Source organism: Vibrio sonorensis (assembly GCF_001854765.1).
GTDB classification, from domain to species: Bacteria; Pseudomonadota; Gammaproteobacteria; order Enterobacterales; family Vibrionaceae; genus Vibrio; species Vibrio sonorensis.
The window spans coordinates 386,187-408,671 of sequence record NZ_LJJE01000002.1 but is presented as its reverse complement, the minus strand read 5'-3'; the positions used below and the strand labels follow the sequence as shown (position 1 = coordinate 408,671).

Here is a 22,485-nt window from a genome sequence, read left to right as displayed (position 1 = left end):
AAAAAGAAACGCTTACTTCGCTTCTATCTTTGCCCATGTATCTCTAAGACCAACAGTACGGTTAAACACCAACGCATTAGCGCTAGATAGTTTAGCATCGGCGCAGAAGTAACCCATACGCTCAAACTGGAAACCCTTTTCCGCTTCAGCATGAGCTAGGCTAGGCTCAACGAAACCTTGCTTGATAACCAAAGAGTCAGGATTAATGGTTTCAGCAAAATTATCTGCCGCTGCTGGATTTGCAACAGTAAACAAGCGATCGTAGAGACGGATCTCAGCTGGGACACCTTTATCAGCAGATACCCAGTGAATAACCCCTTTCACTTTTCGGCCGTCAGCTGGGTTCTTACCTAACGTTTCTGAGTCATAGGTACAGAAGATAGTAGTAATGTTACCTTGACTATCTTTTTCTACTCGTTCCGCTTTAATGACATAAGAGCCACGTAAACGAACCTCTTTACCTAAAACGAGACGCTTGTATTTCTTGTTAGCTTCTTCGCGAAAATCTTCGCGTTCAATCCAAAGCTCACGAGTAAAAGGTACCTCTCGTTCGCCCATCTCTGGTTTATTAGGATGGTTCGCCACCGTTAGGTTTTCTACACTATCGGTATCGAAGTTCTCTATTACCACTTTAACTGGATCTAGCACTGCCATTGCACGTGGTGCATTTTCGTTCAGATCATCACGAATACAAGACTCCAAAGACCCCATTTCGATCATGTTGTCTTGTTTGGTAACACCGATGCGCTTACAAAACTCGCGAATAGACGCTGGCGTAAAGCCGCGGCGACGTAAACCAGAAATCGTTGGCATACGCGGGTCGTCCCACCCATCAACCAGATTCTCAACCACTAACTGATTCAGCTTGCGCTTAGACATCACTGTATACTCTAAGTTAAGGCGGCTAAACTCATACTGATGTGGCTGGCAGTCGATAGAAATGTTTTCAAGAACCCAATCGTATAGACGACGGTTATCTTGGAACTCTAATGTACATAGAGAATGCGTAATGCCTTCAAGAGCATCAGAGATACAGTGAGTAAAATCGTACATTGGGTAAATGCACCATTTATCACCCGTTTGGTGATGTTCCGCAAAACGTACGCGATAAATCACTGGATCTCGCAATACGATAAAAGAAGACGCCAAGTCAATCTTAGCTCGAAGACACGCTTCACCTTCTTTAAAGCCACCATCACGCATCTTTTCGAATAGCGCTAAATTCTCTTCAGCAGAACGGTCGCGGTAAGGGCTTGGTTTACCGGGTTGAGTCAAGGTACCACGGTACTCACGGATCTGCTCGGGACTTAGCTCTTCGACATACGCTAAGCCTTTATTAATTAATTCCACTGCGTACTCGTAAAGCTTGTCGAAGTAGTTTGAAGAGTAGCAAATCTCTCCATCCCATTCGAAGCCTAACCAGCTCACATCATTCTTAATTGACTCAACGTATTCTACGTCTTCTTTCTCAGGGTTGGTGTCATCAAAACGAAGATTACACTGTCCTTGATAGTCCTGAGCAATACCAAAGTTTAGGCAAATTGACTTAGCGTGACCGATATGCAGATAACCATTAGGCTCTGGCGGAAAACGAGTATGCACGCTGTTGTGTTTACCATCCGCTAAATCTTTATCGATAATTTGGCGAATGAAATTCGATGGACGAGCCTCAGCTTCACTCATCTATAGCACCTCAATTGTTTTAGTATTGTCAGATAACTTTACGTATAACAGCAACAAGTTGTTCACTCTGTTACGGTTAAGACTATGACCAGTAATGATCCACAATTCTTTGTCGTTGCACAACAATAACTCGTCTTTTCTTGCGAAATATTCTCCTCACTGGCGAATTATTACACCGAATCCGCGCATTTTGCTCAGATAAACAAAAAGCCTCCCGAAGGAGGCTTTTTTAAGATGTATTACTTAATCAGAGTAGATTAAGGAAGTTTTACATCAGTTAGGTCTTCGTTAGCACCGATAGCTTTCATTTCGCCTGCAACGATTTCAGCTAGTGGGCCAAGGATAACCTGTAGGTTGTTTTCACCTAGTTTAACTACACCTTTCGCGCCTAGTTTCTTAAGAACGTCTTCGTTCGCAACTGAGCGGTCTTTTAGAGTAAGACGTAGACGAGTGATACATGCATCGATTGAAGTTAGGTTCTCGTGACCACCTAGAGCTTTTAGGTATTGACGAGCTAGTTCACCGTTGTTTGCATCACCAGCTACAGCTACTTCTTCGTCATCGTCTTCACGACCAGGCGACTTCAGGTTGAAAACGCGGATTGCGAAGCTGAAAGTGAAGAAGTATAGAGCACCGAACGCTAGACCGATTACTAGTAGCGTCAATGGCTTAGTTGATAGACCCCAGTTTAGTAGGTAGTCGATTAGACCTGCAGAGAAGCCGAAGCCGTGCAGAGCGCCGAACATGTTAACAACTACGTGAGCTAGACCAGTGAATACTGCGTGTAGGCCGTATAGTGCTGGAGCTAGGAATACGAACATGAATTCTAGCGGCTCAGTGATACCTGTCAGGAATGAACAGAATGCTACAGAGAATAGTGCACCACCAATTTGGCTACGCTTCTCAGCAGGAGCTGCTAGGTACATAGCAAGTGCTGCACCTGGAAGACCGAACATCATTACAGGGAAGAAACCAGTCATAAATACGCCAGCGCCTTTGTCGCCACCGAAGAAGCGGTGTAGGTCACCAGTTTTCACTGTTTCAGTTACTTCTTTAACAGTTGCTACGATTTCTGGGTTAACAGAGTTAGCAAACTGGAATGTGTACTCTTGACCTGCAACTAGAGTTTTCGCTAGAGCTGGGTCTACACATAGTTTAGAGAAGCCTTCAGCAGCTACGATGATCTCTTGACACGTACCCATACCGAACCAGAAGTAAGAGTTAACAACGTGGTGAAGACCAACAGGGATCAGAGCACGGTTAAGAGTACCGTATACGAACTGACCAACAGCGCCTGAAGTAGAGATAGCGTGTGCTAGAGAGTCTAGAGCACCCTGGATGCTTGGCCAAACAACACCAGCTACTGCACCAGCGACTAGAGAGAACAGACCTGCCATAATAGGAACAAGACGTTTACCAGCAAAGAATGCTAGCCACTCTGGAAGACGAGTTTGGTGGAAAGCGTTGTAAGAGTGACCTGCGATGATACCAGCAATGATACCGCCGAAGAACGACATGTTGATGTCAGCATTGATTGTTGTAGCTGTTGCAGTAAGTACGAAGTACGCTACTGCACCGGCAAGGCCTGCTGCGCCTTGACCGTCTTTAGAAAGACCGATTGCGATACCCAAACCGAATAGAAGAGGTAGGTTGCCAAAAATAGCTCCACCAGCTTCTGCCATGAATGGAATACCAAGAAGGTCTCCTTGACCCAAACGTAATAAAAGCGCCGCTACAGGTAGCGTTGCGATAGGAAGCATAAGAGCTTTACCTAACTTCTGCGCATATCCAAGAATATTCACCTTAAGTTCCCCCTATAGGATTTTTGTATTTGGTTGAACAACTTTTTTTGGCTGTTCAATTTAGTCACGGTCAGTTTATGACATTAATTTTGCTCCGCAAATTAAAACCTTATCATTTGTGATCATAATCACCAGAAACAGGCAAAAGCAGAGGTTTTTGCTAGCTAGATCATAAAACTTATTTTACAATTCAAAAAAATGGTTATTTGGCGATAAAATCTCCACTCACCCCAAGAACAAGAATACGGTATAAAGCCCGTTACAATAAGGATGGGGAGATATTTAAATCACAAATACCCCTTAGAACAGCAAATACTTCGGTCGGTGTTATGCTTTACTAAATCGACCCAAAAGCTTTGCTCACCAAACATATTTTGCGACCTAATTGAAGCTCACAAAAGAAGTCTAGAACAGACGTGAAATTGCTTCCATTTCGCAGCCAGATTTACAAGACTTAAACCAGAAGGATTAGCTAAAATGTACGCGCTAACAAACTGTAAAATCTATACCGGTAACGATGTCCTCGTTGATCACGCCGTTCTTATCAACAACGACCTGATTGAAGCGGTTTGTCCGGTAAGTGAACTGCCAGAAGGCATTGAAACTCGCGACCTAGACGGCGCGAACGTGAGCCCAGGCTTTATCGATCTACAACTTAACGGTTGTGGTGGTGTGATGTTCAACGACGAGATCACTGCTGAAACCATCCAGATCATGCACGAAACAAACCTTAAGTCTGGCTGTACTAGCTTCTTGCCTACGCTGATCACGTCTTCCGATGAAAATATGCGCGACGCAATCAAAGCTGGTCGTGAATACCACGCCAAATACAAAAACCAATCTCTAGGTTTGCACCTAGAAGGCCCATACCTAAACGTGATGAAAAAGGGTATTCACAGCGTTGATTACATTCGTCCATCTGACGACAGTATGATTGACTTTATCTGTGAAAACGCTGACGTAGTAACCAAAGTAACGCTAGCGCCTGAGCACAACAACCCAGAGCATATCGCACGCCTTAAAAACGCGGGTATCGTTGTTGCGATTGGCCACACGAACTGTACTTATGCAGAAGCTCGCAAAGGCTTTGAAGACGGTATTACTTTTGCCACTCACCTGTTTAACGCGATGACGCCAATTACCGGCCGCGAACCGGGTGCAGTAGGTGCGATCTACGATACTCAAGACGTATACGCTGGTATCATCGCAGATGGTTTCCACGTTGATTACGCAAACATCAGAATCGCTCACAAAATCAAGGGTGAAAAACTAGTATTAGTGACCGATGCCGCAGCTCCAGCAGGCACTGACATGGATTACTTTATTTTTGTTGGTAAGAAAGTATATTACCGTGATGGCAAGTGTGTTGATGAAAACGGCACACTGGGCGGCTCAGCACTAACAATGATTGAAGCAGTACAAAATACAGTTGAGCACGTCGGAATCGCATTGGATGAAACACTGCGTATGGCTACGCTTTACGCTGCAAAAGCAATCGGTGTTGAAGATAAACTAGGCCGAGTCAAAAAAGGCTACGTTGCTAACCTGACTGTTTTTGACCGTGACTTCAACGTCCAAGCGACTGTTGTTAATGGACAATATGAGAAAAGTTGAGAATGAATGGCGGACAGATAGGAAACGTAGATTTAGTCAAGCAGCTAAATAGTGCAGCAGTCTATAGACTGATAGATCAACAGGGACCTATCTCCCGAATACAAGTTGCGGATGTCAGCCAGCTGGCACCCGCAAGTGTAACCAAAATCACTCGACAACTCTTAGAACGCGGCCTTATCAAAGAGGTCGCTCAACAAGCCTCTACAGGTGGCCGACGAGCCATCTCTCTGACTACCGAAGTAGAACCTTTCCACTCAGTCGCCGTTCGGCTAGGACGAGATTACATTCAATTCAGCTTGTACAACCTTGGTGGTAAAGAGCTAGCTTCAAGTCACACTGAATTTTTCTACACTACCCAAGAAGAGATGTTGGATGGACTGCTTGGCTCACTAAAAGCCTTTATCGAACAGCAGAAGAATCTGACCAATAACCTCATTGCAATTGGTATTGCGCTACCCGGTCTCGTTAATCCAGAGTCCGGAGTTGTGGAATACATGCCAAATATCACTATCAACAACTTGGCGTTGGCAGACTTAATCAAAGACACATTTCACGTTGAATGTTTTGTCGGTAACGACGTTCGCGGCATGGCATTGGCGGAACACTATTTTGGTGCAAGCCAAGATTGCCAAGACTCTATTTTGGTCAGCGTACACCGAGGAACTGGGGCTGGTATTATAGTCAATGGCCAGGTTTTTCTTGGTTTTAACCGCAATGTTGGTGAAATCGGCCACATTCAAATCGACCCGTTAGGTGAACAATGCCAATGTGGAAACTTTGGTTGTTTGGAAACCGTCGCAGCTAACCCAGCAATTGTAGATCGCGTTAAAAAGCTTATTGCGCAGGGTTACGAATCAAGCCTAGCAGACCAGGAAAGTATTACGATTGACGACGTATGTGAGCACGCCAATCGCGGTGATGAACTATCAAAGCAGAGCTTAGTTCGCGTAGGTAACCAACTTGGTAAAGCGATCGCAATTACTATCAACTTGTTTAACCCACAAAAAATTGTCATTGCCGGGGATATTACTCAGAGTAGAGATATTATTTTCCCTGCGATTCAGCGCAACGTAGAAACCCAATCGTTACCAACATTCCACCACTCGCTTCCTATTGTCCCATCGCAGTTAGATAAACTGCCAACTATGGGAGCCTTCGCAATGATTAAACGCGCTATGCTAAATGGCGTATTGTTACAAAAATTACTCGAAGACTAAGCGCAATTTAACTCATTTTTAATATATGATACTGGGCTATGTTCATCACGTAGCCCTTTTATTTTGAGTAATTTAAAACGATGGAACTGATTCTAATTACAACAGCCTTCATTGCGGGGTTTGTTGCCTTAAAATGTAACCTCCCTCCCTTGGTTGGATTTCTATTGGCAGGCTTTGGTCTGCATGCTATGGGCTATACGTCCAACGATACAATCGTCACATTAGCGGACTTGGGTGTCACCCTACTGCTGTTCACGATCGGTCTAAAACTCGACATCAAAACGCTTTTATCGAAGGAAATTTGGGCTGGAGCCACCATCCACAACCTTTTGACGACAGCCATTTTTGCTGTTTTCATTCTGTTCTTTAAGTTTATTGGTGTCTCTTCACTAGCAGCAATGTCAATGGAACAGGTTGTTCTACTCGCCTTTGCCCTATCCTTCTCAAGTACCGTATTTGCAGTAAAATCCCTGCAAGAGAAGGGGGAAATGAACGCCACTTACGGCACACTGGCGATTGGCATCCTCGTTATGCAAGACATCTTTGCCGTGGTCTTCTTAACCGCATCAACCGGTAAGTTACCGGAGTGGTATGCCATTGCACTGTTTGTCCTACCGTTTATGCGTCCGATTTTTTACAAACTGCTCGATAAAGTGGGACACGGTGAAATGCTGGTGCTATTCGGCATCTTCTTTGCGCTTGTAGTTGGGGCTGGCCTATTTGAGCTCGTTGGAATGAAGCCAGATCTTGGCGCGCTCATATTGGGTATGCTTTTAGCTGGTCACAAAAAAGCTTCGGAGCTTTCTAAATCGCTTTTCAACCTCAAAGAACTGTTTTTGGTTTGTTTCTTCCTGAATATAGGGCTCTCTGAACAACCCACTCTCAGTGGTTTTGCTCTTGCTCTACTTTTCTTACTGATGCTTCCTCTAAAAGGCATTCTTTACTTTGTAGTGCTGAACACCTTTAAATTCCGTGTGCGAACCTCGTTACTTGCGTCATTAAGCCTTTTTAACTTTAGTGAATTTGGTCTAATCGTTGGCGGCCTAGCATTTAAAATGGGGTGGATGAGTGGTGATATTCTTGTTGCCCTTGCCCTTGCCGTATCTATTTCTTTTGTTCTTTCAGCACCGATCAATCGCAAAGGTCACGAACTTTATCAACGCAGCTCGCGTTGGCTCAAAGAACACGCCGCAGAAAAACTCAACGTTCGAGACCAGTTGATCAATCCCGGTAGTGCGCAAATCCTAATATTGGGTATGGGCCGAATTGGCACTGGTGCCTATGACGAGCTTCGCAATCGCTACGGGAAAATCAGCTTAGGCATCGAAGTTCGCGAAGAAGCGGCACGAGAACACAAAAATCACGGACGCAATGTTATTTCTGGCGACGCAACCGACCCGGACTTCTGGGAGAGGATCCTCGACACCGCCAATGTAAAACTCGTTCTGCTTGCCATGCCACACCACCAAGGTAATCAAACCGCGTTAGAACAGCTAAAGAGCCGTAACTTTAAAGGTCAAATTGCGGCCATTGCAGAATATCCCGACCAACTAGAAACACTAGTAGATCAAGGGGTGAATGCAGCCTTCAACATCTACAGTGAGGCAGGTAGTGGCTTTGCACGACACGTATGTGATCAACTGCAACTCGATTTCACGCCCCCACCAAAACCTTAAACACAAAGCGACCTTCGGGTCGCTTTTTTATCAAAAACGCTCAAAAAGTAACACATTTTAAATCTCATTCATCTAAACGGGATTAAATTAAAAAATTTCTATCCATAGGTCTTTAATGATATTTTTTTTATTAAAATGGGTTGCTTTTTTTAATCAGAATGGCAAATTGAATGCCAACAAGTTAATTATTTTTAAAGGGAAGTGGTATGTGTTCTGTTTTTGGTATTCTGGACATAAAAAGTGATGCAGCGGCGCTTCGCCCAGTTGCGTTGGAAATGTCTAAAAAACTTCGTCACCGTGGTCCAGACTGGTCTGGTATCTATGCGTCTGACAAAGCAATTTTAGCTCACGAGCGCCTAGCGATCGTCGGCCTAAATAGCGGTGCACAGCCTCTTTACAGCCCTGATAAAAAAGTCATCCTTGCCGTAAACGGTGAAATCTACAACCACAAAGAAATCCGTGCTCGCTACGAAGACAAGTACGATTTCCAAACAGATTCTGACTGTGAAGTTATTTTGGCTCTATACCAAGAGCTAGGCGCAGACTTACTTGAAGAACTAAACGGCATCTTCGCATTTGTTCTATACGACGAAGAAAAGGACCTTTACCTCATTGGTCGTGACCATATCGGTATCATCCCTCTATACCAAGGTTATGACGAACACGGTAACTACTATGTAGCATCAGAAATGAAAGCTCTCGTGCCAGTGTGTAAAACGGTAAGCGAGTTCTCCGGGTTGTTACTACGGTAGCGCAGACAGTGAGCCTGTACGTTACTACGTTCGCGATTGGAACGAATATGCAGCAGTCCAAGGCAACACGACGAGTAAAGAAGAACTAACAGAAGCGCTAGAAGCCGCGGTTAAACGTCAGCTTATGACGGATGTACCCTACGGTGTGCTTCTTTCCGGTGGTCTTGACTCATCGATTACATCAGCAGTTGCCAAACGCTTTGCTGCAATGCGTATTGAAGATGATGAAAAATCAGAAGCGTGGTGGCCTCAACTTCACTCTTTTGCTGTCGGCTTAGAAGGTGCGCCAGATCTTAAAGCCGCTCGTGAAGTGGCAGACAAGATCGGTACTGTTCACCACGAGATGACCTACACCATCCAAGAAGGTCTAGATGCGATCCGCGATGTTATTTACCACATCGAAACGTATGACGTGACCACGATTCGCGCTTCAACGCCAATGTTCCTAATGGGTCGTAAGATCAAAGCCATGGGTATCAAAATGGTACTTTCTGGTGAAGGTGCGGATGAAATCTTTGGTGGTTACTTGTACTTCCACAAAGCACCGAACGCGAAAGAGTTCCACGAAGAAACCGTTCGCAAGCTTTTGGCACTTAACATGTTCGATTGTGCTCGCGCAAACAAGTCTCTTGCCGCGTGGGGTGTAGAAGGTCGCGTGCCATTCCTAGATAAAGAATTTATCGATGTCGCAATGCGTCTAAACCCTGAAGATAAAATGTGTGGCAACGGTAAGATGGAGAAACACATTCTGCGTGAGTGTTTTGAACACTACCTACCAGACTCAATCGCTTGGCGTCAGAAAGAGCAGTTCTCTGACGGTGTTGGTTACAGTTGGATTGATACACTTAAAGAAGTTGCAGAAGCGAAAGTCACCGATCAGCAAATGGAAACAGCGGCTTACCGTTTCCCTTACAACACACCAACGACTAAAGAAGGTTACGTATACCGCGAAATCTTTGAAGAGTTGTTCCCACTGCCGTCAGCGGCCGAGTGTGTACCTGGTGGTCCTTCAGTGGCTTGTTCTTCTGCGAAAGCAATTGAATGGGATGAGTCGTTTAAAAACATGGCTGACCCTTCAGGCCGAGCAGTACAATCGGTTCACAACGATTCATACTAAGTTCCCATTACCAGTGGGCACGATTTAACAAGAGGCGCAAAGCGCCTCTTTTTTATTCAAGCACTTTCTATTTTCAACCGATGAAATCCAAAGCGAAGTAGCATTAACCCTCCCGATAGATCAGTAGCTCGCAAACCTTCTTATTTCGAAAGCCATGAAAAACAAAAACTTAATAGTGTTCAGTGTCAAAGCCCTACTCACATCAGCACCGTCCTAACTTATACAAAAGTGACAAAATCGAAACAGACAAAAACAGACGATCCAATTCACATTTTTAGTTTAGGTCACTGATAAACGTAGCGAATACTCTCTAACATAACGTGATAGTCAACACACTTTCTCAGCTCTCACGCGAAGTATCACCTAGCGGTGTGCCGTCGTATTACTCAAGGAATGAATATGCCAAAGGCGCTTGTTGTTATATTTGGAGTTTTGATCTCAATCTCTGTTTCGGCTTCCCCCCTATACTGGAAAGCGAAAAAAGGAGATCTAGAGTATTTAATCTTTGGTACGGTGCACGTTGGTGACGATACTATGTTTCCACTCCCTAAGACGGTCCTCGATTACTTAGACTCATCAGATGGATTGATTGTGGAAGTAGATATCAATGAAGCCAAGCAATTGCGATACCCTCAATCCAATATATCGAGCTACTCGGTGTTGAATAGAGAGCAGCGCGAGGAGCTAAAAGGTATTAGTGAGCTGTTAAAAATGGATGTAAATACCCTATTGCAAGCCCCCCCTTGGGCGACAGCATTAACCGTTCAACTATCTCAGTTTTCTTACTTAGGTTATACAGCGGAACAAGGTATCGATATTCATTTACTCGCCACTGCAGCAAAGAATCACATCCCTTTGTTTACACTAGAGACTATGCAGTTCCAAATTAACCTACTTGCCTCTCTTGAACAGGAAGGAAAAGAACTACTAGTCAGCGTGGTCGATGATTTTGATAAAGCCGAACCTCTTACGCATTGTCTTGTTGATAGTTGGAAAAAAGGAGACAAAGACAAGCTTGAGCAGTTCGGGGAGTTAACCGCTCTTTCCCCCGAGTTCGAGGCCACTTTTATCACTAATCGCAACCTCGATTGGGTGCAAAAGCTCAATGAAGCCTCATTCTTACCACAAGGCCAAGGACGATATCTCATTGCCGTTGGCACTCTGCATTTAGTCGGTAAAAATAACTTGCCAATCTTGTTGGAAAAAAGTGGATTTGCCGTTGAGCAAATTTCATCAAGCCAAAAATCAGAATGCCAGTTTGAATATTGATCTTTCGAATGACAAGGGCTCTCCAGTATCATACGAGCCTTATTGAAACCGACGGCACCTCCCTGTCCAAGTCTATAAGAAAGGAACAAACATGTTTGGAATAGAAAATTTTTGGCTATTCGTCGTATCTGGCATTTTGTTAAACCTGATACCAGGTCCAGATTCACTATTGATTGCAGGTCGCGCAGCAACACAAGGCTTCAAGGCTGGCTCTGCGGCTGCACTTGGAATTGGAACAGGCACCCTAATCCATGTCTTCGCCGCCGCGCTAGGGCTTTCCGCTATACTCGCCACCTCGGCCACCGCTTTTACCATTGTTAAATACATTGGTGGCGCGTACCTTTTGTATATGGCCTACTGTATGTTTAAAGACGGCATTACCGACCAACCGGCCTCCCTAAAATCACCAACTCCAACACCTCTGCGAAAAATATATAGCCAAGGCCTGATCACCAACCTTTTTAATCCAAAAGTAGCCGTGTTTTTTCTAGCATTTGTCCCTCAGTTTATTTCTGCTTCAAGTGAAAGCAAGCCCTTTGCTTTTCTCATCTTAGGATTAGTTTTCAACTTTAACGGTATGATTTGGTGTCACATCATTGCTTGGGCTTCTTCCTCTTTGAGTCGAAAGTTAGTGGTTAGCAACCGAGTAAAACAATGGCTTTCGAGAACAACAGCCAGTGTATTTGCACTCTTTGGTATCCGTCTGCTTACCGCTAGCCAAAATGCTTAATAGACGAAAACCCCATTGCTCAAATCAAAACTTGTTAACCACAAAGCCAAGTTCCCAAGAGTGGTGTGTGAGACGCGGCTGGGCTTCCAGCCCCCGACCCGATGCACACTTACCTTCAAACGAAAAAGCCCCAGTCCGAAGACTAGGGCTCAAAATAGTGGTCGGTGAAGAGGGAACGACGCGGCTGGGCTCCCAGCCCCCGACCCGATACGAATGTACAACATACAGATGGTAAAAAGCCCCGTTGTTTTCAACGAGGCTTCTAAAGAATGGTCGGTGAAGAGGGATTCGAACCCCCGACCCTCTGGTCCCAAACCAGATGCGCTACCAAGCTGCGCTATTCACCGACAATGTTTTGTTTGGAACTTGCTTCACCGAGGGTCGCCCTCTGGTCCCGCTTTTGTTCCTAAATCAATGATGCGCTACCAAGCTGCGCTATTCACCGACTTTGCGTTGCGAGCTATTGATATCAGCATCGCTAACGAGATGCGTATATTACGGATTATCCGGCTGAACGCAAGCCCTTTAAATAAAATAATTCAATTCATAGTTTAAATGATTAAATACTGCCCACTAGCACGAAAAATGTGATTAAAAACACACCAATAGAAACAAGCGCGCAACCTATGAGACACAATTGATCCAGATCAGTGCTGACGTGTTACACAAGAATTAATTTAAAGCCTGTCTTCGTAACTTTGGGGTAAATTATGGACTTTTGGCTAGATCTCCTATTTGGTAATGCTGTGGGGCTATCTTCAATGATAGTTATATTTGGCGCTTTGGGTCTGATGCTGTTTTATGGCGGCTTCTTTATCTACAAAGTCATGAACGACAAATCTCCTCACTAGATCGCTTAGCACCTAAATATTTTATTTAGTGTGTCGCTATGCACCGAAGTAGATTACTTGTCTGCTTCGGTTTTTTAATATCCGTCATTTCTCCCCTTTCTGCTGATAGCGAAACTTGATACACATTCAGTGATCACAAACCACGACTTAAAGGTATAATCCTGTTACGTATTCTTGATTTGAGATCTCTCCTTATGTCTCACGATGACGATTTCGAACTTTTCCAACAAATGATGGGAGATGTTAAGCCCATTCAAAATGATACGGCAGAACATCAAAAGCAACACACTGTCACCGAAGCTCACCTCGCCAAACGACAAGCGGCACTTTGGTTAAACGAGCAAGATCCTGACTACCTCTCTATCGATCACGCCCCAATGCTAAAACCAGCAGATATCATCGAATTTAAACGAGATGGCGTTCAGGAAGGTGTATACAGAAAACTTCGCTTAGGTAAATATCCGGTGCAAGCACGGCTAGACTTGCATCGCAAGACTCTCAAACAAGCGCGCGATGAAGTGATTTCATTTCTTGAGCAATGCCTTCGCATGGACATTCGCACCTTGGTTATTGTTCACGGCAAAGGCGAAAGGTCTAACCCACCAGCGTTAATGAAAAGCTTTGTAGCCCACTGGTTGAGCCAAATCCGCGATGTGCAATGTGCTCACAGCGCACAGCAGTTCCACGGAGGAAGTGGCGCTGTATACGTTCTACTGCGCAAAAGCAGTGATAAAAGAACGGAAAACAGAGAGCGCCACCAGAAACGCAGAAGTTAAAATGACTATTTCAAATGCACTTTGGATATTGAAAGCAAGAGTGATAGACTGCGCGGCCTAATCTTAGATAAATCACTGCCGTTGGGAAACGTAAAGAGGAAACTATGTCAAACGATAACGCCAAGCGTCTAAACAAGTATATTAGTGAAACTGGCTTCTGCTCTCGCAGAGAAGCAGACAGACTTATTGAGCAAGGGCGAGTCACTATTAATGGTGATGTCCCAGAGATGGGTACAAAAGTTCTACCCGGAGATGATGTTTGCATAGATGGCAACCCAGTCAGTGCAAAAGAAAAACCAGTTTACATCGCGCTTAACAAACCCACAGGCATCACTTGTACCACGGAAAGAGACGTACCGGGGAACATCGTTGACTTTGTAGGCTTAAAGCAACGTATTTTCCCAATTGGTCGTTTGGATAAACCTTCTGACGGTCTTATCTTCTTAACCAATGATGGTGATATCGTAAACAAGATCCTCAGAGCTGGAAACCATCACGAAAAAGAGTATGTTGTCCGCGTAGACAAACCGCTCACTGATGCTTTCCTAAAGAAAATGGCTTCAGGGGTGAATATTCTCGACACCGTCACCTTGCCTTGTAAAGTAACTAAAGAGACTAAATACTCATTTCGCATCGTGTTAACCCAAGGATTAAACCGTCAAATTCGCCGCATGTGTGAAGCCTTAGGTTACGAAGTATTTAAACTGCGCCGCGTTCGTATCATGAACATCTCCCTAGATGGTATCCCAAATGGACAGTGGCGCTATATGACCGAACAAGAAGTACAAGACATTCTTGCAATGTGTGAAGGTTCTAGCGGCACTGAGGAAGCATCAAAGGTCGACAACCAAGGGCGCAGAATTCGCAGAGCCACCGACGCCAAACTCTTTGATAGCAGAGAAGAAAACCAAACCTCTAAAGCGCGACGAAACCAAAAACCTCGCACTTACAAAGGGCACAACGCGGATGAGTTCCGTCATGCACCTAACTCTAAAAAAGGTCGCTACAATGAAGGGAATCGAGGAAAAAGTGGGCAAAAAGCGAGAACGCATGACAACAAACCCAAAGGACCTCGTAAAGGCGGAACGTTAAGTCTGAAAAAATAGAGATATTAAAAAAGGAGCCGTTGGCTCCTTTTCTGTTTGCTTATAGCGTACCGAAGATTTTATCACCTGCGTCACCTAAGCCCGGAACGATGTAGCCTTTATCATTGAGCTTCTCGTCAACCGCTGCCGTGAACAACTCAACGTCTGGGTGTGCTTTTTCTAATGCTTCGATACCTTCTGGTGCGGCAACAAGAACCAGCACTTTAATCTGTTTACAGCCTTTCTCTTTAAGAAGGTCGATAGTCGCAATCATAGAACCACCCGTGGCAAGCATAGGGTCAACCACAAGTGCAATACGCTCATCTAGGTTAGAAGCCAACTTGTTGAAGTAAGGCACTGGTTCAAGGGTTTCTTCGTCGCGGTAAATACCTACTACACTAATACGGGCGCTAGGTACGTGCTCTAGAACACCATCCATCATACCCAAACCGGCGCGAAGAATTGGCACTACAGTAACCTTTTTACCCTTGATTTGGTCTACTTCAACTGGACCGTTCCAACCTTCAATGGTTACTTTCTCTGTTTCAAAGTCTGCTGTTGCTTCGTAAGTCAGTAGACTACCAACTTCTGTTGCTAACTCGCGAAAACGTTTTGTGCTGATATCACCTTCTCTCATCAGCCTAGTTTGTGCTTTACTAGAGGGTGTTTAACTTCAACAACTTTCATTTTCATCTCCGGGTAATAGGTAAAATATTATCAAACCTCCAAATTATAAACGATTTTGCTATCAATATCTTGATCCTAACCATGATAAAAAACTCGCGCAAACGTTTGCTATATTACTTTATCCGCTGGTAGAATAGCGCCGTTTTCGAATCCACTTTAAACCGAGGACTTCCCCGTGAGCGGTAACAACTCTTCTCTAAGCTATAAAGACGCAGGTGTAGACATCGATGCAGGTAATGCATTGGTAGACAGAATTAAAGGTGCGGTAAAACGCACACGTCGTCCAGAAGTAATGGGCGGCATTGGTGGTTTTGGTGCGCTATGTGAGCTGCCAACCAACTACAAACAGCCTGTACTAGTTTCAGGTACTGACGGTGTTGGTACTAAGCTTCGTTTGGCCCTCGACTTGAACAAGCACGACACCATTGGTATCGACTTGGTTGCAATGTGTGTGAACGACCTTATTGTTCAAGGTGCCGAGCCACTATTTTTCCTTGACTACTATGCAACAGGAAAACTAGACGTAGATACAGCTGCAGACGTAGTAACAGGTATTGCAGACGGCTGTATTCAAGCTGGTTGTTCTCTAATCGGTGGTGAAACTGCTGAAATGCCAGGTATGTATGAAGGTGACGACTACGACGTTGCAGGTTTCTGTGTAGGTGTTGTAGAGAAAGAAGAAGTGATCGACGGAACTAAGGTTTCTGCTGGTGACGCTCTTATCGCAGTTGGCTCTAGCGGCCCACACTCTAACGGTTATTCTTTAATTCGCAAAATCCTAGAAGTTTCTGGTGCAGATAAGTCAGAAGTACTAGAAGGTCGCACTATCGGTGAGCACCTACTAGAACCAACGAAGATTTACATCAAGTCGGCACTTAAAATGATCGCCGAGCACGATATCCATGCCATTTCTCACATTACTGGTGGCGGTTTCTGGGAAAATATTCCTCGCGTATTGCCAGAAGGCACTAAAGCCGTTGTTGATGGAAACAGCTGGGACTGGCCAGTAATCTTTAAGTGGCTTCAAGAGAAAGGCAATGTTACCACTCACGAAATGTACCGCACATTTAACTGTGGTGTTGGTCTTATTGTCGCCCTACCTAAAGATCAAGCAGATGCCGCTGTTGAGCTATTAAAAGCAGAAGGCGAAAATGCTTGGGTTATCGGTGAGATTGCTTCAGCTCAAGAAGGCGAAGAGCAGGTAGAGATCAAATAAGCATGAAGAACATTGTTGTTTTAGTTTCAGGAAATGGTTCCAACCTACAAGCGATTATCGATGCTTGTGAAACCAGCATTGATAAAGGCAAAGTAGTGGCTGTTTTTTCAAACAAAGCAACAGCCTACGCTTTAGAAAGAGCATCGAAAGCTGGTGCGGCTGCAATCTCTCTTGATCCTAAAGACTTCGACACCCGTGACGCCTTTGATCACGAGCTAATGAAACAGATGGATGAGTATCAACCTCACCTCGTTATCCTAGCGGGCTATATGCGCATCCTAAGTGGTGAATTCGTTCGCCACTATCTTGGCCGAATGATCAATATACACCCTTCTCTGCTACCAAAGTATCCGGGGCTCAATACCTATCAAAGAGCCATTCATGCCGGAGACGAAGAGCATGGAACTAGCGTACACTTTGTGACTGAGCAGTTAGACGGCGGCCCGGTAATATTGCAAGCAAAAGTACCTATCTTTGAAGAAGATACGGTAGACACGCTCACCGAGCGAGTTCAAGCTCAAGAACACCGCATCTATCCGTTAGTCGCGAAATGGTTTGTTGAAGATCGATTAGAGATGAAAGCGGGTAAAGCCTTCCTAGATGGCAAACAGCTCGGCATTCACGGTCACGCTGAGGATTAGTTTTTCTAACAGCAGATCAAGAAGCAGGCATTTTGCCTGCTTTTTTATTAATTGTGGGTTCATATTACTTTCCATATGCTACTTTTCTTAAGTCGAAAACGCTTTGGAGTCCAACATGAATCTCAACAGCCTACTCAACCAAGCCCTAAATTCAGACCTTGTAAAGAAAGGGAAAGAGCAACTGCAAAACTCGTCGACCACAACTTCGAAAACTCACCTTCCTTCTCTAGGCGCAGGCGCTTTAGGTGGTGGTCTAGTAGGTTTATTAATGGGCTCTAAAAAGAGTAGGAAGATAGGGAAAAAGGTCGGTAAAAACGCACTTAAAATCGGCGGTGCTGCTGCACTTGGCGCTTTAGCTTATAAAGTATATAACGATTGGCAATCAGCTCAGGGCAACACTGAATCGAACCAAAACTACATCCCTTCGTCCTCACACGAAGAAAAAATTCTAAGAGCCATGATCGCCGCAGCAAAAGCCGATGGGCATGTAGACGAAGCGGAAATGATACATATCGAATCCGCTATTGAACAGGCGGGAGCCGAGCTCAGTTTGCAGCAGCTTGTTCACTCAGAGTTAAACAAACCACTCAATCCAGAGGAGATCGCGCGCCTTGCGAGCACCCTTCAAGAAGGCAGCGAAATATACCTCGCCTCTCTGTTAGTTATCGATCAAAAAAACAGTATGGAAACCCTTTACCTAAAAGCGTTGGCGGAACAACTCAGACTCGCTCCAGAGGTTGTTCATCAACTAGAGCTCCAAGTGAGTGATGATTAATTCACCACCACTGGCCTGAGCTTGCGCCAGCGCAAGTCTCTGCTTTGTTTTTCCCAAAAACACTGTGTATATTGAGTCAAGTTCTCATATAGAAAAAATTTGAAGGGAAAACTATGAAAGTATTTGATTGTTGCGCCTTGATAAAAGAGCTTTACGCTCAAATTGGCAGCGGAGATCAGGGTTACATTCCTCAGGCCATCAACTGTACATTACGAGCGCTCAACGACATCGCAAGCGATGAGTCTTTACCATTAGAAGTTCGTCAAAAAGCGGCCTTTGCCGCGGCTAACTTACTTATCTCAGATTTTGAGGACAAGTAATGAACCTAGCCAACTTTGAGTCTATGGACAGCATTATGTTAATGAGCATAGTTAATATGAAGCTGCGCGACGATTTTGGTGGTGATCTCGATAAGTTAGTAAACTTCTTTGAGATCGACCGAAAAGTGCTTGAATCAAAACTAGCGGAAGCTGGCTTTGAGTTTCTTGTCGACGCCGGTCAGTTCCGATAATAATCTTCACTGATTATCAAACGAAAAAAACCGTGGTTAGTGAAACCACGGTTTTTTACTTTTAGAACTGGCTTAGCCTAGATTCTTACGCGCGTTTTGGAACATGCGCATCCAAGCACCGTTCTCACCCCAGCTATCTGGGTGCCAAGAGTTAGCAACAGTGCGGAACACACGCTCTGGGTGAGGCATCATAATTGTCACTCGACCATCAGCCGTAGTTAGACCCGTAATCGCGTTTGGAGAGCCATTCGGGTTATTCGGATACTGCTGAGTCGCATTGCCTTGGTTGTCTACATAACGCAGCGCAACGGTGCCCGAGTTTTCGATAGCAGCAAGATGTTCACCATCGCGTACTTCTACTCGACCTTCACCGTGAGAGACAGCGATTGGCATACGAGAGCCTGCCATTTCGTTAAAGAATACTGAGTCGGACTTTTGAACCTCAACTAAGCTAAAGCGCGCTTCAAAACGCTCTGATTCGTTACGAACGAAACGCGGCCACAAGTCAGCACCTGGGATCAGTTCTTTCAGGTTAGAAAGCATCTGACAACCGTTACATACACCTAGGGAGAAGGTGTCTTGACGATTGAAGAACTGCTGGAACTGCTCACGCGCTTGCGCATTAAACAGGATTGATTTAGCCCAGCCTTCACCAGCGCCAAGTACGTCACCGTAAGAGAAACCGCCACAAGCAACTAAACCGTTGTATTCATCCAATACCGCCTGACCAGTTAGGATGTCGCTCATGTGCACATCTACCGATTCAAAGCCTGCTCGGTCGAACGCCGCAGCCATTTCAACGTGTGAGTTAACACCTTGTTCACGAAGAATCGCCATCTTAGGCTTAGCACCAGTACCGATAAACGGCGCTGCAATATCTTCGTTTACATCGAAGCTCAGGCTAACGTTTAGACCTGGGTCTGAGTTATCTTTCTTCGCTTCAAACTCTTGCTGAGCACAAACAGGGTTGTCGCGCAGAGATTGCATCTGGTAAGTCGTTTCAGCCCAGATAGTACGTAGCTCAGTGCGAGAGCGGTTGATTACTTGCTTATCACCAGATAGAACAACAAACTCGTCAGACTCGTTCACGCTACCGATAACGTGAGAACACGCTTCTAAACCAAACGATGCAAGTGTAGACAGTACTACGTCTAGCTCTTCATCTTTCACTTGGATAACCGCGCCAAGTTCTTCGTTAAACAGAGCCGCCAGTGTATCTTCACCTAGTGCCGCGATATTCGCTTTCACACCACAATGACCTGCAAACGCCATTTCGGCTAGAGTAACAAACAGACCACCATCGCCTTTGTCGTGGTAAGCGACAAGTTGGTCACTCTTAACCAGCGTCTGAATTGCTTCGAAGAAGGCTTTTAGCTCTGCTGCGTTATCAACATCAGCAGGCTTGTCACCAAGTTGCTTGTAAACTTGCGCCAGCGCCGTAGCACCAAGGCGGTTTTGACCGTTACCCAAGTCAATCAACACCAGTGAAGTATCACCTTGGTCAGTACGAAGCAGTGGAGTAACCGTCTTGCGAACGTCTTCCACTCGTGCAAACGCAGTGATAACCAGTGATAGAGGAGATGTGACTTCTTTGCTCTCGCCGTTCTCTTCCCATTTCGTCTTCATCGACATTGAGTCTTTGCCCACTGGGATAGTCAGACCAAGTGCCGGACATAGCTCTTCACCCACGGCTTTAACCGCTTCGTAAAGACCTGCATCTTCACCAGGGTGGCCCGCTGGAGACATCCAGTTTGCAGACAATTTAATGTGTTTAATATCGCCGATTTCTGTCGCGGCAATGTTGGTCAACGACTCAGCTACAGCAAGGCGAGCAGAAGCTCCAAAGTCTAGTAGTGCAACTGGCGTACGCTCACCCATAGACATAGCTTCGCCGTGGTAAGTATCGTAACTTGCGGCGGTTACTGCGCAGTTCGCCACTGGGATCTGCCAAGGACCAACCATCTGGTCACGAGCAACCAAGCCCGTCACGGTGCGGTCACCAATGGTGATCAAGAAGGTTTTCTCAGCAACAGCTGGAAGACGAAGAACGCGATCAACGGCATCATTGATTTCAATACCTTCACGAGAAATCGCAGGGCTATCAACTTTTAGCGTCTTCGCATCGCGATGCATCTTAGGCGGCTTGCCCAATAAGATGTCCATCGGCATATCGATCGGCGTATTGTCGAAATGACTATCTTCCAGTGTTAGATGACGTTCTTCAGTAGCAACACCCACTACAGCATATGGAGCGCGCTCACGCTTACAGATGGCGTCAAATGCTTCCATATTTTCTGGCGCTACAGCCAATACATAACGCTCTTGAGATTCGTTACACCAGATTTCAAGTGGGCTCATACCCGGTTCGTCATTTGGTACATCGCGAAGCTGGAACTTACCACCGCGCTCGCCATCATCGACCAACTCAGGAAGTGCGTTAGAGATACCACCAGCACCTACATCGTGGATGAAGGCAATTGGGTTCTCATCGCCAAGCTGCCAACAACGGTCGATAACTTCCTGACAACGACGCTCCATTTCTGGGTTTTCACGCTGTACAGACGCAAAGTCTAGATCTTCTGCCGATTGGCCTGAAGCCATAGAAGACGCAGCACCACCACCTAAACCTATGTTCATTGCTGGACCGCCAAGAACGATTAGGCTAGCGCCTACAGGGATCTCTTTCTTCTGAACGTGTTCAGCGCGGATGTTACCCATACCACCGGCAATCATAATCGGTTTGTGGTAACCGCGAACTTCTTCACCAGCATGAGAAGTCACTTTTTCTTCGTAAGTACGGAAGTAACCTAGTAGGTTTGGACGACCAAATTCGTTGTTGAACGCTGCGCCACCCAGAGGGCCTTCTAGCATGATGTCTAGTGCGTTAACAATACGACCCGGCTTACCAAAATCCGTTTCCCAAGGCTGTTCAAAATCTGGAATGCGCAGGTTAGAAACCGTAAAGCCAACCAAACCCGCTTTTGGCTTACCACCAATACCTGTTGCGCCTTCGTCACGGATTTCACCACCAGAACCTGTAGAAGCCCCCGGCCAAGGAGAAATCGCCGTTGGGTGGTTATGGGTTTCAACCTTCATCAAGATATGTGCATCTTCGTGGTTGTAACCGTATTGACGACTTGCAGGATCTGGGAAGAAACGACCAACTTTAGAGCCAACCATTACCGCTGCATTATCTTTGTACGCAGACAGGACGTGGTCAGGTGTCGTTTCAAATGTGTTTTTGATCATCTTAAACAGAGATTTTTCCTGATCGACACCGTCGATAGTCCAGTCTGCGTTAAAGATTTTATGACGACAGTGCTCTGAGTTTGCTTGAGCAAACATCATTAGCTCGATGTCATTTGGGTTACGACCCAGCTTAGTGAAGTTTTCCACTAAGTAATCAATTTCATCTTCAGCAAGAGCTAAGCCCAGTGAAACGTTTGCCTCTTCAAGCGCAGCTCGACCGCCAGCAAGGATATCCACTTGCGAGTACGGCGCTGGTTCAGCAACAGCAAATAGAGCCTGAGCGGCTTCTAGCTCGGTAAAGACAGATTCCATCATACGGTCGTGAATAACCGCTTTTACCGCAGAGACTTGCTCTTCGCTTAGCTCGCTTGAGCTTTCCACGTAGTATGCCGTACCACGTTCTAGACGCTTAACCTTTTCCAAACCACAGTTATTAGCAATATCTGTTGATTTAGAAGACCAAGGAGAGATAGTTCCTGGGCGAGGAGTAACTAGAAGCAAAAGACCTTGAGGTTCATGCTCTTCGATAGTCGGACCGTAAGTCAGTAGCTTTTCAAGCTTGACTGTCTCAGACGCATCGAGATCTGAAGTCAGATCGGCAAAATGCATAAACTCGGCGTAAATACCTGTTACAGGTAGGTTTTGTTCACGACAAAGTTCCAGTAGTTTGTTAACACGAAACTCAGAAAGAGCTGGGGAGCCACGCAAAATTCTCATGTGCTTAGGTCTCATAGGCTATTGATTAAGATGATATTGGAATAAATTCAATCAGTTAAAGCAATACGCTTTAAATTCACACCAATTTCATCTCTATTATGCGGGCGCATTATAAAG

General features: G+C 45.3%; 16 protein-coding genes, 1 tRNA gene and 2 pseudogenes. 14 read left to right on the top strand and 5 right to left on the bottom strand.

Annotated elements, in window-relative coordinates; genetic code table 11:
* Nucleotides 1–12: 12 nt before the first annotated feature.
* Together glnS and nagE are read right to left on the bottom strand one after the other, a co-directional pair.
* On the bottom strand, nucleotides 13–1,683 hold the full coding sequence (gene glnS / locus BLO31_RS01855; protein WP_070962614.1) for a glutamine--tRNA ligase: 1,671 nt from the start codon (nucleotides 1,681–1,683) through the stop codon (nucleotides 13–15).
* Between the two features lie 257 nt (nucleotides 1,684–1,940).
* Nucleotides 1,941–3,443, bottom strand: a complete 1,503-nt coding sequence (gene nagE / locus BLO31_RS01850) for an N-acetylglucosamine-specific PTS transporter subunit IIBC (protein WP_245688345.1) — start codon at nucleotides 3,441–3,443, stop codon at nucleotides 1,941–1,943.
* A 519-nt stretch (nucleotides 3,444–3,962) separates the two neighbouring features.
* Here nagE and nagA point away from each other — a divergent pair.
* The 6 genes and pseudogenes from nagA to BLO31_RS01820 all read left to right on the top strand — a co-directional run bounded on the left by nagA (nucleotide 3,963) and on the right by BLO31_RS01820 (nucleotide 11,860).
* Nucleotides 3,963–5,099, top strand: a complete 1,137-nt coding sequence (nagA, locus tag BLO31_RS01845) for an N-acetylglucosamine-6-phosphate deacetylase (protein WP_070962612.1) — start codon at nucleotides 3,963–3,965, stop codon at nucleotides 5,097–5,099.
* A gap of 2 nt (nucleotides 5,100–5,101) precedes the next feature.
* On the top strand, nucleotides 5,102–6,316 hold the full coding sequence (gene nagC / locus BLO31_RS01840) for a DNA-binding transcriptional regulator NagC (RefSeq protein ID WP_070962611.1): 1,215 nt from the start codon (nucleotides 5,102–5,104) through the stop codon (nucleotides 6,314–6,316).
* 80 nt (nucleotides 6,317–6,396) lie between these two features.
* The gene (locus tag BLO31_RS01835) at nucleotides 6,397–7,992 is read left to right on the top strand and encodes a cation:proton antiporter family protein (RefSeq protein WP_070962610.1); all 1,596 of its coding nucleotides are present in this window, start codon (nucleotides 6,397–6,399) and stop codon (nucleotides 7,990–7,992) included.
* A gap of 206 nt (nucleotides 7,993–8,198) precedes the next feature.
* A pseudogene (asnB, locus tag BLO31_RS01830) lies at nucleotides 8,199–9,861 on the top strand (asparagine synthase B).
* Nucleotides 9,862–10,260: 399 nt separating this feature from the next.
* Nucleotides 10,261–11,130 (top strand): TraB/GumN family protein, encoded by an 870-nt coding sequence (locus tag BLO31_RS01825; protein WP_070962609.1) that lies wholly within the window; start codon nucleotides 10,261–10,263, stop codon nucleotides 11,128–11,130.
* A gap of 91 nt (nucleotides 11,131–11,221) precedes the next feature.
* The gene (locus BLO31_RS01820; protein ID WP_070962608.1) at nucleotides 11,222–11,860 is read left to right on the top strand and encodes a LysE family translocator; all 639 of its coding nucleotides are present in this window, start codon (nucleotides 11,222–11,224) and stop codon (nucleotides 11,858–11,860) included.
* Between the two features lie 270 nt (nucleotides 11,861–12,130).
* Here the strand turns inward: BLO31_RS01820 and BLO31_RS01815 are convergent.
* Nucleotides 12,131–12,207 (bottom strand) — tRNA-Pro (locus BLO31_RS01815).
* Nucleotides 12,208–12,570: 363 nt separating this feature from the next.
* Between BLO31_RS01815 and BLO31_RS01810 the strand changes: the two genes are divergently transcribed.
* The 3 genes from BLO31_RS01810 (at nucleotide 12,571) to rluF (ending at nucleotide 14,593) form a co-directional block, all read left to right on the top strand.
* Complete coding sequence (locus BLO31_RS01810) at nucleotides 12,571–12,711, top strand: DUF3149 domain-containing protein (RefSeq protein ID WP_039424584.1); 141 nt, start codon at nucleotides 12,571–12,573, stop codon at nucleotides 12,709–12,711.
* A gap of 194 nt (nucleotides 12,712–12,905) precedes the next feature.
* Nucleotides 12,906–13,487 carry a DNA endonuclease SmrA gene (gene smrA / locus BLO31_RS01805; protein WP_070962607.1) on the top strand — a complete coding sequence of 194 codons (582 nt, stop codon included), beginning with the start codon at nucleotides 12,906–12,908 and terminating at the stop codon, nucleotides 13,485–13,487.
* A gap of 104 nt (nucleotides 13,488–13,591) precedes the next feature.
* Nucleotides 13,592–14,593 (top strand): 23S rRNA pseudouridine(2604) synthase RluF, encoded by a 1,002-nt coding sequence (rluF, locus tag BLO31_RS01800; RefSeq protein ID WP_070962606.1) that lies wholly within the window; start codon nucleotides 13,592–13,594, stop codon nucleotides 14,591–14,593.
* Between the two features lie 40 nt (nucleotides 14,594–14,633).
* On the opposite strand, the pseudogene upp reads toward rluF, so the two are convergent.
* A pseudogene (upp, locus tag BLO31_RS01795) lies at nucleotides 14,634–15,259 on the bottom strand (uracil phosphoribosyltransferase).
* A 175-nt stretch (nucleotides 15,260–15,434) separates the two neighbouring features.
* On the opposite strand from upp, the gene purM reads away from it, so the two are divergent.
* From purM to BLO31_RS01770, 5 genes are all read left to right on the top strand, one after another.
* Complete coding sequence (gene purM / locus BLO31_RS01790) at nucleotides 15,435–16,475, top strand: phosphoribosylformylglycinamidine cyclo-ligase (protein WP_070962605.1); 1,041 nt, start codon at nucleotides 15,435–15,437, stop codon at nucleotides 16,473–16,475.
* Between the two features lie 2 nt (nucleotides 16,476–16,477).
* Nucleotides 16,478–17,116, top strand: a complete 639-nt coding sequence (purN, locus tag BLO31_RS01785) for a phosphoribosylglycinamide formyltransferase (RefSeq protein ID WP_070962604.1) — start codon at nucleotides 16,478–16,480, stop codon at nucleotides 17,114–17,116.
* A 115-nt stretch (nucleotides 17,117–17,231) separates the two neighbouring features.
* On the top strand, nucleotides 17,232–17,891 hold the full coding sequence (locus tag BLO31_RS01780) for a tellurite resistance TerB family protein (protein WP_070962603.1): 660 nt from the start codon (nucleotides 17,232–17,234) through the stop codon (nucleotides 17,889–17,891).
* Nucleotides 17,892–18,004: 113 nt separating this feature from the next.
* Nucleotides 18,005–18,211 (top strand): YaeP family protein, encoded by a 207-nt coding sequence (locus tag BLO31_RS01775; RefSeq protein ID WP_070962602.1) that lies wholly within the window; start codon nucleotides 18,005–18,007, stop codon nucleotides 18,209–18,211.
* Nucleotides 18,211–18,402, top strand: coding sequence for a DUF4250 domain-containing protein (locus BLO31_RS01770; protein ID WP_070962601.1), 192 nt, complete (start codon nucleotides 18,211–18,213; stop codon nucleotides 18,400–18,402). Before BLO31_RS01775 ends, BLO31_RS01770 begins: the two co-directional genes overlap by 1 nt.
* A 72-nt stretch (nucleotides 18,403–18,474) precedes the next feature.
* Here BLO31_RS01770 and purL read toward each other — a convergent pair whose 3' ends face one another.
* Entirely contained in the window at nucleotides 18,475–22,368 is a 3,894-nt protein-coding gene (gene purL, locus BLO31_RS01765; protein ID WP_070962600.1) for a phosphoribosylformylglycinamidine synthase, read from the bottom strand.
* Nucleotides 22,369–22,485 lie beyond the last annotated feature (117 nt).